The following is a 13211-nucleotide window of genomic DNA, read 5'->3' as shown; positions in this document are numbered from 1 at the left end:
ATTAATTAAAGGTAGTTGCTGCCTAGGATCATTAACCAAGTAAAGCCAGCAAAGCACAGAGCGACAAATACAGCCGCAGAGCCAATATCTTTAGCTCTGCCACTTAATTCATGATGTTCAGGGCCTATACGGTCTACAACCGCTTCTATCGCCGAGTTTAAAAGCTCAATCATAAAAATAAGAACAAACACACCAACCAATAAGATTTTTTCTACTACAGTCACATCTAAAAGTAGGGCAATAGGAGTTGCAATAACGAGCATCGCTAACTCTTGGCGGATGGCAGCTTCGTGTTTAAAAGCAGCTTTAAGACCTTGAATAGAAAAACCTGTCGCTTTGATTACACGCTTGATACCAGTGTTGCCTGGTTTTCCTGATGGAGTATCAGTCATTGTTTAACCTTAGATGAAGAGCCAATACGAATGGAAGGTATGGTAGTGCTGCATTTAATAAATAACAAGCATAAAAAAAGCCTCATCAAATGATGAGGCTTTTTAATATGGCTCCCTTTGCTGGACTTGAACCAGCGACATACGGATTAACAGTCCGCCGTTCTACCAACTGAACTAAAAGGGAATTGTAATGGTGCCTCGAGGCGGAATCGAACCACCGACACGAGGATTTTCAATCCTCTGCTCTACCGACTGAGCTATCGAGGCAAAAAAATGGTGCCGACTACCGGAGTCGAACTGGTGACCTACTGATTACAAGTCAGTTGCTCTACCTACTGAGCTAAGTCGGCACACTTAATTTTTTTGCTATCACTGAATTAAATCAGTGATAAGAAAACCTCATCTTACGACAAGATTTTTAAATATGGCTCCCTTTGCTGGACTTGAACCAGCGACATACGGATTAACAGTCCGCCGTTCTACCAACTGAACTAAAAGGGAACAGATTTTGAGTTCTTCTTACAAGGAAGAAATGGTGCCGACTACCGGAGTCGAACTGGTGACCTACTGATTACAAGTCAGTTGCTCTACCTACTGAGCTAAGTCGGCACTAATTTTTTATTAATCTTTAAACTATAAAGACTAAATTGTATGGCTCCCTTTGCTGGACTTGAACCAGCGACATACGGATTAACAGTCCGCCGTTCTACCAACTGAACTAAAAGGGAATTGTATGGTGCCTCGAGGCGGAATCGAACCACCGACACGAGGATTTTCAATCCTCTGCTCTACCGACTGAGCTATCGAGGCAAAAGAATGGTGCCGACTACCGGAGTCGAACTGGTGACCTACTGATTACAAGTCAGTTGCTCTACCTACTGAGCTAAGTCGGCACACTAAATTCTTTTGACTATTCGTGATCTAGCATTTATTTAATAAATCTAGAACTACACCAACAATCTTATTGTATGGTGCCCGGAGGCGGAATCGAACCACCGACACGAGGATTTTCAATCCTCTGCTCTACCGACTGAGCTATCCGGGCAACGAGCGCTATTAAACGGATTTTTGCCTCAACCGTCAACTTTTTTTTTCAAAATAGTCTCTTTTTTTGATTTTTTGATTGATAATTCATCGAATAGGCGATTTTATCGCTAAATCTTCCCTGAATTAAACTCTTTTTTAAACGCAGTAACCTTCTCTAAATAGCGACGAGCTTCCGCATTTTTGTGTTTTTTGGTTAAAGCCCAATACACTTGATTTGGATTTAAGCTATTAATATCTTGAATTGCACGACTTCGGCTACTACTAAAGGTCGTTAATACGCCACCAGCTCCACCATTATAGGCTGAAATCATGCTGTATTGTTTAGACACTGGGTTACGAATGTCTTTTAAGTAACGTGTTTTTAAAATATAGAAATAAGCCGTTCCAGTATCAATGTTGTTATGAGGGTTGAAAAGATACTCGGGTGTTGGATCTCCCGGTTTATTCTTAACTAGCTTAAATACATCACGGCCTGCTGTTTTAGGAACCACTTGCATTAAGCCGTACGCATTTGCCCAACTTACCGCATAAGGGTTAAAACTACTTTCGGTTCTAATAATAGAATAAATGAGATCTTCAGGGATATCATAGCGTTGAGATGCACCACGAACAATATCAGCATATTGATATTCTCGTAGCTGAGTGTGGTTTTTAACCATAGGGATATCAACATAGTAAGCTTTCTTATAGTCAATATTTTTGGTTTTTAAATGGTGAGCAATGAGGTAATCAGCATAACGACTAGCGCGCCAAGACCATTCAATCGGTTTATTATCCTGATCGACAACCTGTTGGTATAAAAACGGCTTTCCACCGAGAGTCACTGCGGCATCAGAGTAAAGATCGACACCTGCAGGGTCATCAGGCGTTAAAAGGGTGGTAATAATAGCTTGGCGTAAATGTGCTTTTGGCTCTGTTCCAGCGACGGTTTCAACAGTGACTTGACCCGTTGAGAAGTTAACTTGAGAGCGACTTAGATAACCATCAGTGTATTTTACGTAAGAGCTTTTTCCTGCAATCACTAAGTTATTTTTCCCCCAGCGTTTTTCAACATTACCGCTAAAACTACTAATAAGCGAATCTAACGCTTTAATATCTTTAGTGAATTGGCCAGGTAAAGGCGCTAGATTTTTGGCAAAACGGTTAGTGGTATCGTAGTTTACCCCAAAAGTAGATTCTATTGATTCTCGGCTACAACTGGTAAGAAAAAGGCAAGCGGAAGCAATCAGGATAATTTTTTTCATAAAAACAATATAGATAAGAATTCAATAATTAGATTAACGGCAGAAGTGCATATACCCAAGCACCTTGAGGTTACTTGGGTATAGTACTGAAATAGATAAAAATAAAGCAGTCATTAGACTGCTTTATTTATTATAAATTATTCGCTTGGTGGTGTGTAGCCATCGATAACAACGTCTTTACCATCAAACAAGAAACCTTCCATTTCTGTTTCTAGCAATTTACGGTGCTCAGGATCCATCATGTTCAATTTCTTTTCATTGATCAGCATCGTTTGTTTATGCTGCCATTGAGCCCATGCTTCTTTGGAGATGTTATCAAAAATACGCTTACCTAGTTCACCAGGGTAAAGTTGAAAATCTAGGCCATCGGCTTCTTTATTTAAAAGAACGCAAAATACAGTGCGACTCATGGTTATTCTCCATTAGAAATTTCGAACGGTAAAGCATCCAGCAGTTTTTGAACTGGCGCTGCTAATCCTACCGTCATTGGTTGGGATAAGTTATACCAAACTCCACGCGTTCCTTCCATCACCATGTTCGGTTTCTTGTTCAGAGTGATAAGTACGGGAGTTATATCTAGGTGGTAATGACTAAAAGTATGACGAAAAGCAATCAATTGTTGGCTTGATTTTACGTCCATACCATAACGATCAGAGAGATCACTTAACGTATTTTCTGGTTGTTCAGGGAAACAATATAATCCTCCCCAGATACCAGTTTGAGGTCGCTGTTCTAGTAACACCTCACCATCATGATAGTAGATAGCAAACCATGCCTCTTTGGTTGGTTTATCTTTTTTAGGTTTTTTAGTAGGGAAGTCTAATTGACGATCTTGGGCTTTGGCTTGGCAAAGATCATTCACTGGGCATAATTCACATTTGGGTTTAGATCGAGTACATACCATTGCACCCATATCCATCATGGCTTGATTATAACGCTCAACACCTTCTTTAGGAGTATGCTCTTCTGCTACCTCCCACATGGCATTCTCAACGGATTTTTTACCTGACCAACCTTCAATAGCAAAGCAACGAGATAAGGTTCGCTTTACATTACCATCTAAAATAGGGTGGTGTTGTTTTAATGATAATGACAAAACAGCGCCAGCAGTAGAGCGTCCAATACCGGGAAGAGCAATGACTTCTTCAATGGTTTCTGGAAACTTCCCATTATATTGTTCAGCAATGATCTGTGCCGCTTTATGTAAGTTTCGGGCGCGAGCGTAATAACCAAGTCCAGTCCATAAATGTAATACCTCATCTTGTTCCGCATTGGCTAAATCAACAACCGTTGGGAAACGAGCCATGAAGCGCTCAAAGTAGGGAATAACAGTGGTGACTTGGGTTTGCTGTAGCATGATTTCTGACAACCATACTTTATAAGGCGTTTTATTTAATTGCCAAGGCAAGGTCTTACGGCCGTAATTGTCGTACCACTCTAGAATGGCGTGAGAAAAAGAAGTCATGACATGCTCGATCATATTTTTATAATTAACTGTGATCTCATCACACTGTGGTGGCTTTGTACACCCGATAGAAAATAGGGTTATTAATTAAGGGAGATAATTACCTTAATTGAGCTTGTTTATAGCGAAAAGCAAAGATAATACTTGAACACTGAGCTAAACTTTGGATAATGCCGGATCCACAATCCTTGTTCAGAGAATAACCAGGTTATCCAATCATGACTGAAGTGACTAAAAACGACTTTACCGAAGAAGGTAAAATTGTTCGTAAAATTCGCAGCTTTGTACGCCGCGAAGGACGTTTAACGAAAGGCCAAGAAGGCGCTATTACTGAGTGCTGGTCTAACATGGGTATCGATTTCGTTGAGCAAATGCTTGATTGGAACGAGGTGTTTGGTAACAACAACCCTGTCGTTTTAGAAATCGGTTTTGGTATGGGTGCATCTTTGGTTGAGATGGCTCAGAACTCTCCTGAGAAAAACTTCTTAGGTATTGAAGTTCACCGTCCTGGCGTTGGTGCTTGTCTTGCAGCAGCAAAAGAAGCTGGCGTAACAAATTTACGTGTTATGTGCCACGATGCGGTTGAAGTGTTTGAATCAATGATCCCAGATTCTTCTGTAAGTACTTTACAGTTGTTCTTCCCAGACCCATGGCATAAAGCTCGTCACCATAAGCGTCGTATCGTTAAGGCTGAGTTTGCTGAGATGATCCGTCCTAAGCTGATTGAAGGTGGTATCTTCCACATGGCAACAGACTGGGAAAATTACTCAGAGCATATGATTGAAGTAATGAACGCGGCACCAGGTTATGAGAATATCGCTACCGATGGCGATTTCATTCCTCGCCCTGATGAGCGTCCGTTAACAAAATTTGAAGCACGTGGCCACCGTTTAGGTCATGGCGTATGGGATATTAAATTCCGTCGTAACGCATAATCCGTTTATTTTCAAACGGTATGACAGCGCACGATAAGCGCTGCATGGCTCTTATGCCAATTTAAATAAGTACTAAAGCCAACCTTTGTGTTGGCTTTTTTGTCCTTGCTATCAAAAGGAAGTAAAAATAATGAAGCCAACAAAACAAATATTAGATGATATTTTGAATGAAGTGCGTCCTCTTATTGGACAAGGAAAAGTAGCGGACTATATTCCAGCACTGGCTTGTGTTCCGAGTGATAAATTAGGCATTGCCGTATATACCAACGATGGTGAAGTCATTATCTCTGGTGATGCAGAAGAGTGTTTTTCGATTCAATCAATCTCAAAGGCATTGAGTTTAACGCTTGCTATGGAGTTATATCAGCCTGAAGAATTATGGCAACGCGTTGGAAAAGAGCCTTCAGGACAGGCATTTAACTCATTGATTCAGCTTGAAATGGAGCAAGGGGTTCCACGTAACCCTTTTATTAATGCTGGTGCTATTGTTATTTCAGATATGCTCTACAGTCGATTTTCTGCGCCTAAACACAGACTATTAGAATTTGTACGTAAGCTCTCAGGTAATGAACATATTATGTATGATCGAGCGGTAGCGAATTCAGAAATGGATCACAGTGATCGAAATGCATCGATTGCCTATTTGATGCGTTCATTTGGTAACTTCGATAATGAAGTGATGCCAGTATTAAAGAATTACTTTCACGCTTGTGCGCTAAATATGAGCTGTGTTGATTTGGCAAGAACGTTTGGCTATTTAGCCAATAAAGGCATTCAACCAGAGACAAATGAGTTCATCGTAACGCCAATGCAGAGTAAACAAATTAACGCTTTAATGGCGACGTGTGGTTTATATGATGGTGCAGGTGAGTTTGCGTATCGTGTTGGTATGCCAGGTAAATCCGGTGTTGGTGGTGGTATTATCGCGATAGTTCCTGGTGAGATGACGATAGCGGTATGGTCTCCAGAGCTTGATCCATCAGGGAATTCGTTAGCTGGAACTAAAGCGTTAGAGCTGCTTTCAGAGCGTATTGGTCGTTCGATATTTTAAGATAAGAGCAGGTTTCAGGAAAAGATGTTTAAGCTCTTCCTGAAATCTTTAAGCGAAGCGATCTGAACCCTGAACTTAGTCCTCATCCCCCATAAACGCTTCCAACATATCATTCAAAAATAACTTGCCGTGCTCTGTGATCTGCCAGTGCGTCTTGGTTTCATCGAGATATTTTTTCTCTTTAGCCCAATCAATCGTCTCTTGAATCGACTCAAAACCTAATCCAGTTTTATCAATAAAATCTTGTTTAGGGCACGCTTCTAACAGACGAAAACGGTTCATGAAGAACTCGAAAGGTCTATCGTGATCCACAACCTCTTGTTCGTCAATTAAGTAAGGTTTCGTTAAATCTAAGAAGCCGCGTGGGTGCTTGATTTTAGTGGTTCGAACAATACGACCATCAGCAAAACTCAGCTTGCCATGAGCCCCGCAGCCAATACCTAAATAATCCCCAAAGCGCCAATAATTCAAATTATGGCGGCACTGATAGCCGACTTTGCTGTAGCCTGAAATCTCATATTGAACATAACCGGCATCGGCTAGAATCTGGTGACCTTGTTCAAAAATATCCCATAAATCATCATCATCCGGTAACGTTGGAGGCTTATAATAAAATACCGTGTTTGGTTCAATCGTCAGCTGATACCAAGATAAATGTGGCGGATTAAGGTCAATCGCTTGTTTTAAATCAGATAACGCATCATCAATACTTTGATTCGGTAGGCCATGCATTAAATCAAGGTTGAAGCTGTTTAATCCGGCTTCATGCGCAAGACGAGCTGCACGAATGGCTTCATCTTTACCGTGAATACGTCCCAGTTTTTCTAACTTCTCTTGCTGAAAACTTTGCACACCAATGGAGATGCGATTAACGCCCGCTTCACGATATTCAATGAATCGACCAGCCTCTACGGTTCCAGGGTTTGCTTCCATTGTGATTTCAATGTCATCAGCAAAGGGTAAGCGTTTTTCAACTTCGGTCAATAAACGCTTAATCTCAGGAGCGGTAATTAAGCTTGGTGTACCACCACCAATAAAAATAGAGTGCAGCTTACGTGATTCATTTTGCATATCATAACGCGCAAGATCGGTATCAAGATCGTCAATTAACGCTGAAATATATTGTGCTTCAGGGATTGTCGTTTTCAATGCATGAGAATTGAAATCGCAATATGGGCATTTTTGAATACACCATGGAATATGAATGTATAAGCTTAGTGGTGGTGGAACTAGCATTACTTATTTACCTTCTTTTAATGCAGCAAACAGTTTTTTCAGCGCTTTACCACGGTGAGAAAGTTGTTTTTTACGCGCAGGCTCAAGCTCTGCTGAAGAACAGTTATCTTCACTTACCCAGAAGATAGGGTCATAGCCAAAGCCATTTTCACCCTGTTGTTCAGTAGTAATGTGACCTTCCCATGAACCATGACAAATAAGTGGCGTAGGATCGTTCTCGTGCTTCATTAGTACTAATACACAATGAAAGCGTGCAGTACGTTTTTCTGCAGGAATACCGTCCATTGCTGCTAGCATCTTATCAATGTTCTTTTGGTCTGTTGCGCCTTCACCTGAGTAACGTGCAGAGTAAACACCAGGAGCCCCATTTAATGCGTCGACCTCTAGGCCTGAATCATCAGCAATCGCCGGTAAGCCTGTTTCTTTCGCTGCGTGACGCGCTTTAATAATGGCATTTTCAATAAAGGTTGTGCCAGTTTCTGCTACATCAGATACGTTGAATTCACTTTGTGCAACCACATCAAATCCAAAGTCAGACAGCACATCTGCCATTTCACGAACCTTACCTTGGTTGCCTGTTGCTAGTACGATTTTGCTCATAATGATTCTCTTATTCTTCTACGTAAAACTTTTGATTGAATTTTAATTTGCCAGCACCCTTGGTATCGGCAGATACATCGATATCAAAGCGAAAGGTTTCTTCGTTAGTGATTGGTAGCTCTGCAATGTAGTAAATTGCGTTTTGCTCTTTAATTTCACGGAAGGTTAACGTTTTTGTTTGGCCGAGTAAATTTTTAGCGGTCCCTGTAATTTTTGCAGCAATAGCAGGCTTACCTGCTTGTGATATATCTAACACGCTGATGTTAATTAAGGCGTTGTAGCCGGAGCGTTTTAGTTGATAAGCGCGTGCTACTTTTGGAGTTAGAAATGTTGAGTTGAAGGCGGAATAATGAACCTCAACATTTTTAATTTGTACAAATTGACCTGCAAATGTGGGTAAACTAAAAAGAAACAGGGACAAAAGTAAGGTTATTTTTTTCATAGTGATCTTCATATAAAGGCCTCCATATAATACCAAATCCAGTAATTACATTGGTATAAAAAAGCCGAGGATTAACTCGGCATTAATAGTTATTTTGACAGTAATAATTGCTTGATGGCTTCAGGAATTATTTCAGGTGAATGAATTCGAACTTGTTTATGACGATTAAGTTCTCCTTTTTCTACCGTAATTTTTCCTTTAGCCACTTTAAACAGTTTGGAGAAGTACTTAATTAAATGCGCATTTGCTTTTCCATCAACAGGAGGTGCGGTAATCGCAATTTTAAGTTCGTCACCATGTACTCCAACAATTTGATCTCGACTGGCTTTTGGTTGCAGATACAGCCGTAAGATCAAATCATCATTATCGTATTTAACAGGCATCGTTAAATTACAAGCTATACCAAATAGGACCAATTAAATCGCCCATTAAGAAGTTAGCAAATTGAAGTACGATAAACAGCACTAATACGCTTAAGTCGAGTCCGCCCATTTGAGGAAGAATTTTACGAATAGGCGCTAACATTGGTTCTGTTAATTGGTGCATAACGTATTCAATTGGGCTGCGGCCTTGGCTTACCCAGCTTAAGATAGCGCGTACTAATAAGATCCAGAACAGCAAACCACCAGCGGCCTTAGCAAGGGCAATCAAACCAATGAATAAAAACTCAGGGCCAAAAGCAACACCGCCTGATACAACTAATTGTAGAGCAACGAACTTCACAACACACAGTACATAAGCAAATAATACAGTGGCTAAATCTAAGCTACCAATCGATGGGATAACACGACGTAAAGGAGAGACGATTGGTTGTGTCGCTTTTACGATAAATTGTGAAAATGGATTATAGAAGTCAGCTCGTGCAACTTGTAACCAAATTCGTAGGATCACGACCATGATGTATAAATCAAAAACGGTCGAGATTAAAAAGCTCATTGCATTCATAGTTTATTAACCTTAAAAATCATTGGTTTTGAAAATAAAGTGGTTCTGAAAATAGAATTACTTTTTAAAATAGAGATTCCATCTCTTCTGCTCGAGAGACCGCAGCTTGCATAGCCTTAGCGACGATCTCTTGCAGGTTATGTTCGTTAAAGGTGCGTAACGCTTCTGCAGTCGTACCTCCTTTTGAGGTTACTTGCTCGCGCAGTGTTGATAGCTCTGTCTCAGGATTTGCTACCACCATTTCAGCAGCACCAAGTGCCGATTGTTGAACGAGTAGACGCGCAGTCTCTTCACTAAAGCCTTGTTTAATCGCTTCCGCTTGCATTGCTTCCATGAACAAGAAGAAATATGCTGGTGCGCTTCCTGCTGCCGCAATAACCGAGTTAATGCCAGATTCTTTCTCTACCCAACAAACCTCTCCTACCGCGGAAAGTAAATTACCAGCATAGGTTTTGTCTTGTTCTGAGATATGCTCTACCGCAAACAAGCCACTCATACCTTTACCAACGAGTGCTGGGGTATTTGGCATAACACGAACTAGATTCAATTCAGTGGTAAACATCTCATTGAGGCGCTTTGCTGAAATACCCGCGGCAATTGAGATAACTAACTTATCTGAGAAATCGACAATTTGTAAGGGTTCTGCTGCTGCTGCCATCATTTGTGGTTTTACAGCCAAGACAATTACTTCAGCCTGTTGAGCTGCCGTTAAATTATCTGTACTCGTATTGATACCATAGCAACTTTTTAAATACTCAAGCTTCTCTGTACTTGGGTTGGTTGCTGTGATTTTTCCCTTTGGGTAGCCACTGCTAATTAATCCAGCAATGATAGAGCGAGTCATATTGCCCGCACCAATAAAAGCAATGTTGCGATGTTCCATTCGTGTTCCTTACTTTATACCAATCAATTTAGTGATATTGGTATCATTCGAGTTGAGATTCTTTTTAGCCTCTAGCACCAAAAATAGCGGTACCAATTCGAACCATTGTTGAGCCGGCTTCAATTGCGGCATCCATATCGCCACTCATGCCCATTGATAGGGTATCCACTTGCGGATATTGTGCGCGTAATTGGTTTTGAATGGAAGCAAGTTGTGTAAATGCTGCCAGTTGTTCATCATAATTAGAGACGTTAGCAGGGATCGACATTAATCCACGTAAAGTTAGGTTTGGCATCTCATTGATTGCCGCTGCCAGTGCCATGACTTCTTCCGATGTGGTGCCTGATTTGCTTTCTTCTGAGCTGATATTGACCTGAATAAGCACATTTAGTTTCCCAAGGCTTTCCAGACGTTGCTCATTCAAGCGTTGTGCTATTTTCAGGCGGTCAATAGAATGAACCCAATCAAAGTGTTCCGCTATTGGACGAGTTTTATTGGATTGAATAGGTCCAATGAAGTGCCATTCTAATTCTGTATTAGAATGGGTACTTTGGAAGTATTGCACTTTTTCAACGCCTTCTTGAACGTAGTTTTCACCAAATGCGCGTTGACCAGCCTCTATCGCTTGTTCGAGTAAGTCGATAGGTTTGGTTTTACTGACAGCCAGTAATTGCACAGAATCTGGTTGTCGACCACATTTTTGAATGCTATTCCCTATCTGAAGGGTGATTTGATTGATATTTTGCTTAATACTAGTCATAGAAACGATTACCGAGGAAAATTATGGACATCACAGAACTACTGGACTTTAGTGTAAAACAAAATGCGTCAGATCTACACCTATCTGCAGGAGTTCCTCCTATGGTGCGTGTAGATGGGGACGTTCGTAAACTGACATTACCCGATTTTACACACGCAGAAGTTCACCGTTTAGTGACGGACATTATGAATGATGCTCAGCGCAGTGAGTTTGAAGAAAAGTTAGAAGTTGATTTTTCATTTGAGTTGCCGAATGTTGGACGCTTTCGTGTCAATGCGTTTAACCAATCTCGCGGATGTGCAGCAGTATTTAGAACCATTCCTGTTGAGATCCCATCATTAGATCAACTTGTCGCACCAGAGATTTTTACTAATATCGCTAATTATCAAAAAGGGTTGGTATTAATTACTGGGCCAACAGGTTCTGGTAAATCAACGACGCTTGCAGCGATGGTTGATTACATTAATGAAAATCACAATAAGCACGTATTGACGATTGAAGATCCGATTGAGTTTGTGCACAAAAATAAGAAATGTTTGATTAACCAACGCGAAGTACATCGAGACACACACAGCTTTAAGGCGGCATTACGCTCAGCGCTACGTGAAGATCCTGATGTTATTTTGGTGGGTGAACTTCGTGACCAAGAAACCATTAGTTTAGCATTAACCGCAGCAGAAACGGGTCACTTGGTATTTGGTACCTTGCACACCAGTTCAGCAGCTAAAACCATTGACCGTATTATTGATGTATTCCCTGGCAGTGAGAAGTCCATGGTGCGCTCAATGTTGTCTGAATCATTAAAAGCGGTGGTCGCCCAGACATTGTTAAAGCGTAATGGTGGTGGTCGTGTGGCATGTCATGAAATTATGATCGCGACGCCTGCAATTCGTAACTTGATCCGAGAGGATAAAGTAGCGCAAATGTATTCTATTATTCAGACGGGTTCTTCTTTTGGTATGCAGACAATGGAACAAAATGCGAAGAAAATTATAGCCCAAGGTCTAGTCGACCCTGATGAAGTGGCAAAAAAAGTTGATATCAGTAGTGTAGGTTTTTAACTATGAAGTTAGATCAACTGCTAGATAACATGGTACAGAAAAAAGCGTCTGATGTTTATATTACAGTGGATGCCCCATGTTTATTGCGTGTTCACGGTGAGTTTCAGCAGTTAGGTGAGAAACAGACGGTTGATTCTGTTACGGCATTATTAGCAGAAATGATGAGCGACGAGCGTCAAAAAGAGTTTAACCAAAAGCTAGAAGCCAATTTTGCGATTGTAAAAGAGAGCGGCCGCTTTCGTGTTAGTGCGTTTTGGCAACGTGAGCAGCCGGGTGCGGTGATCCGTCGTATTGAAACAACAATACCTTCGATGGATTCGTTAAATTTACCTGAGGTAATGAAGGAACTTTCAATCTCTAAGCGAGGTTTAGTTCTTGTCGTTGGGGCAACAGGTTCGGGGAAATCCACGTCGATGGCTGCGATGACTGGCTATCGAAATGACAATCGCTACGGCCACATATTAACGGTAGAAGATCCGATTGAATTTGTTCATCCACATAATAAGTGCATTGTCACTCAGCGTGAAGTTGGCTTAGATACACAAAGCTATGAAGTGGCATTGAAGAACTCTTTACGACAAGCGCCAGATATGATTTTAATTGGTGAAATTCGTAGTCGTGAAACCATGGAATATGCAATGACGTTTGCAGAAACTGGCCACCTTTGTATGGCGACGCTGCATGCAAACAATGCCAACCAAGCATTAGAGCGTATTCTTCATTTAGTACCTAAAGATCATAAAGAGCAGTTCTTATTTGATCTTTCAATGAACTTAAAAGGGATCATTGCTCAGCAATTGGTGCCTGATATGAATGGTAATGGTCGCCATGGAGTTTATGAAGTGTTGTTAAATACTCCTCGAATTTCAGATCTTATCCGCCGTGGTGATTTACATGAGCTAAAAGCAACCATGGCGAAATCACGAGAGTCAGGCATGCAGACGTTTGATCAGTGTTTGTTTGATTTGGTTGTGGCAGAGAAAATTTCTGAGGATGAAGCGTTGCACAGTGCCGATTCTGCGAATGACTTGAGGTTGATGTTGAAGACGAAGCGTGGGGATTCATTTAGCTCGTCGAAGCTTGATAATGTATCGATATCATTAGACTAAAAAAGCAGGGTTCAGGACGCTTCGCGCTTAGGATTCAGAGG

At 41.1% G+C, this 13211-nt stretch carries 15 protein-coding genes and 9 tRNA genes; 4 read left to right on the top strand and 20 right to left on the bottom strand.

Annotated features, from left to right (window positions below; all coding sequences use genetic code 11):
• Positions 1-5: 5 nt before the first annotated feature.
• The 13 genes from PVK63_RS11535 to mutY form a co-directional block, all read right to left on the bottom strand.
• A complete protein-coding gene (locus tag PVK63_RS11535) occupies positions 6-392 on the bottom strand; it encodes a diacylglycerol kinase (RefSeq protein WP_130044358.1) in 387 nt (128 codons plus the stop codon).
• 108 nt (positions 393-500) lie between these two features.
• Positions 501-576: transfer RNA gene (locus tag PVK63_RS11530), tRNA-Asn, on the bottom strand.
• A 7-nt stretch (positions 577-583) separates the two neighbouring features.
• Positions 584-659, bottom strand: a tRNA-Phe gene (locus tag PVK63_RS11525).
• 7 nt (positions 660-666) lie between these two features.
• Positions 667-742: transfer RNA gene (locus PVK63_RS11520), tRNA-Thr, on the bottom strand.
• 75 nt (positions 743-817) lie between these two features.
• Positions 818-893: transfer RNA gene (locus PVK63_RS11515), tRNA-Asn, on the bottom strand.
• A gap of 32 nt (positions 894-925) precedes the next feature.
• Positions 926-1001: transfer RNA gene (locus tag PVK63_RS11510), tRNA-Thr, on the bottom strand.
• Positions 1002-1044: 43 nt separating this feature from the next.
• Positions 1045-1120, bottom strand: a tRNA-Asn gene (locus tag PVK63_RS11505).
• A 6-nt stretch (positions 1121-1126) separates the two neighbouring features.
• Positions 1127-1202 (bottom strand) — tRNA-Phe (locus PVK63_RS11500).
• A gap of 7 nt (positions 1203-1209) precedes the next feature.
• A tRNA-Thr gene (locus PVK63_RS11495) sits at positions 1210-1285 on the bottom strand.
• Positions 1286-1361: 76 nt separating this feature from the next.
• Positions 1362-1437: transfer RNA gene (locus tag PVK63_RS11490), tRNA-Phe, on the bottom strand.
• A 109-nt stretch (positions 1438-1546) separates the two neighbouring features.
• Complete coding sequence (gene mltC, locus PVK63_RS11485) at positions 1547-2683, bottom strand: membrane-bound lytic murein transglycosylase MltC (protein ID WP_130086932.1); 1137 nt, start codon at positions 2681-2683, stop codon at positions 1547-1549.
• A gap of 137 nt (positions 2684-2820) precedes the next feature.
• A complete protein-coding gene (locus tag PVK63_RS11480; RefSeq protein ID WP_130046902.1) occupies positions 2821-3093 on the bottom strand; it encodes an oxidative damage protection protein in 273 nt (90 codons plus the stop codon).
• A gap of 2 nt (positions 3094-3095) precedes the next feature.
• Positions 3096-4148: an A/G-specific adenine glycosylase gene (mutY, locus tag PVK63_RS11475; RefSeq protein ID WP_130086933.1), complete on the bottom strand. Its 1053-nt coding sequence runs from the start codon at positions 4146-4148 to the stop codon at positions 3096-3098.
• A 218-nt stretch (positions 4149-4366) separates the two neighbouring features.
• Between mutY and trmB the strand changes: the two genes are divergently transcribed.
• Positions 4367-5083, top strand: a complete 717-nt coding sequence (trmB, locus tag PVK63_RS11470) for a tRNA (guanosine(46)-N7)-methyltransferase TrmB (protein WP_130046900.1) — start codon at positions 4367-4369, stop codon at positions 5081-5083.
• Between the two features lie 130 nt (positions 5084-5213).
• Positions 5214-6134, top strand: coding sequence for a glutaminase B (gene glsB / locus PVK63_RS11465; RefSeq protein WP_130046899.1), 921 nt, complete (start codon positions 5214-5216; stop codon positions 6132-6134).
• Positions 6135-6209: 75 nt separating this feature from the next.
• Here the strand turns inward: glsB and hemW are convergent, their stop codons facing one another.
• The 7 genes from hemW to PVK63_RS11430 all read right to left on the bottom strand — a co-directional run bounded on the left by hemW (position 6210) and on the right by PVK63_RS11430 (position 11000).
• The gene (gene hemW / locus PVK63_RS11460; protein WP_130086934.1) at positions 6210-7370 is read right to left on the bottom strand and encodes a radical SAM family heme chaperone HemW; all 1161 of its coding nucleotides are present in this window, start codon (positions 7368-7370) and stop codon (positions 6210-6212) included.
• A 3-nt stretch (positions 7371-7373) separates the two neighbouring features.
• Positions 7374-7970, bottom strand: coding sequence for an XTP/dITP diphosphatase (locus tag PVK63_RS11455; RefSeq protein ID WP_130044351.1), 597 nt, complete (start codon positions 7968-7970; stop codon positions 7374-7376).
• Positions 7971-7980: 10 nt separating this feature from the next.
• Positions 7981-8412, bottom strand: a complete 432-nt coding sequence (locus tag PVK63_RS11450) for a DUF4426 domain-containing protein (RefSeq protein WP_130044350.1) — start codon at positions 8410-8412, stop codon at positions 7981-7983.
• A gap of 89 nt (positions 8413-8501) precedes the next feature.
• Entirely contained in the window at positions 8502-8795 is a 294-nt protein-coding gene (yggU, locus tag PVK63_RS11445) for a DUF167 family protein YggU (RefSeq protein WP_130087034.1), read from the bottom strand.
• A 7-nt stretch (positions 8796-8802) separates the two neighbouring features.
• The gene (locus PVK63_RS11440) at positions 8803-9357 is read right to left on the bottom strand and encodes a YggT family protein (protein ID WP_122036612.1); all 555 of its coding nucleotides are present in this window, start codon (positions 9355-9357) and stop codon (positions 8803-8805) included.
• Positions 9358-9421: 64 nt separating this feature from the next.
• Positions 9422-10240 (bottom strand): pyrroline-5-carboxylate reductase, encoded by an 819-nt coding sequence (gene proC, locus PVK63_RS11435; RefSeq protein ID WP_130086935.1) that lies wholly within the window; start codon positions 10238-10240, stop codon positions 9422-9424.
• A gap of 64 nt (positions 10241-10304) precedes the next feature.
• Positions 10305-11000: a YggS family pyridoxal phosphate-dependent enzyme gene (locus PVK63_RS11430; protein WP_130086936.1), complete on the bottom strand. Its 696-nt coding sequence runs from the start codon at positions 10998-11000 to the stop codon at positions 10305-10307.
• Between the two features lie 23 nt (positions 11001-11023).
• Between PVK63_RS11430 and PVK63_RS11425 the strand changes: the two genes are divergently transcribed.
• Both PVK63_RS11425 and PVK63_RS11420 read left to right on the top strand, forming a co-directional pair.
• Entirely contained in the window at positions 11024-12061 is a 1038-nt protein-coding gene (locus tag PVK63_RS11425) for a type IV pilus twitching motility protein PilT (RefSeq protein ID WP_130086937.1), read from the top strand.
• Positions 12062-12063: 2 nt separating this feature from the next.
• Complete coding sequence (locus tag PVK63_RS11420; protein ID WP_130086938.1) at positions 12064-13170, top strand: PilT/PilU family type 4a pilus ATPase; 1107 nt, start codon at positions 12064-12066, stop codon at positions 13168-13170.
• The last annotated feature ends 41 nt before the right edge of the window (positions 13171-13211 follow it).

Source organism: Aliivibrio sp. S2TY2, from assembly GCF_028765525.1.
In the GTDB taxonomy this organism is placed as follows: Bacteria; Pseudomonadota; Gammaproteobacteria; order Enterobacterales; family Vibrionaceae; genus Aliivibrio; species Aliivibrio finisterrensis_A.
The sequence above is the reverse complement of the archived record's forward strand: the minus strand, read 5'-3'. Positions and strand labels throughout refer to the sequence as shown.